Below are 510 nucleotides of genomic sequence, written 5' to 3'. Positions count from 1 at the left end.
CGCCTGCAGGGCGGTGAAGATGGCCTCGCCGGTGGCCGTGCTGTCGGCGAAGTCGAGCTTCTTGAGCGCGTCGATCGTCGCCTGGTGCTGCGGGGTGGGCGACACCAGCAGGTATGGCGTGCCGGCGAAGCCGACCAGGCCCAGGTTGATGGCCGGCGTCAGCTCGTCGGCGAACTGCTTGCCGGCCACCTTGGCGGCGGTCAGCCGGTCGGGGGGGACGTCGGTGGAGGCCATGGACTCCGAGACATCGATCACCAGCATCACGACCGCCCGGTTGAGCGGGATCCGGACGTCGGACGTCGGCCCGGCCATCGCGGTGGTCAGCAGCACCAGCGACGTGGCCAACAGGATCGTCGGCACGTGCCGCCAGCGGCTGGGGCGCGCCGGCGCGACCCGCTCCAGCACCTCCATGTTGGCGAACCGCAGGACGCGGCGGCGGCGGGCGAACTGCAGCACGACGTAGATGCCCAGGACCAGCAGAACGGCCAGCAGGAACAGGAAGAACCACGC

At 70.8% G+C, this 510-nt stretch carries 1 protein-coding gene; it reads right to left on the bottom strand.

From position 1 onward, the window contains the following. A partial coding sequence (locus A5701_RS13700; RefSeq protein WP_156670086.1) for a VWA domain-containing protein occupies positions 1-510 on the bottom strand: 510 nt, incomplete at both ends.

The organism is Mycobacterium sp. E3305 (assembly GCF_001666785.1).
Lineage (GTDB): Bacteria > Actinomycetota > Actinomycetes > Mycobacteriales > Mycobacteriaceae > Mycobacterium.
The sequence above is the reverse complement of the archived record's forward strand: the minus strand, read 5'-3'. Positions and strand labels throughout refer to the sequence as shown.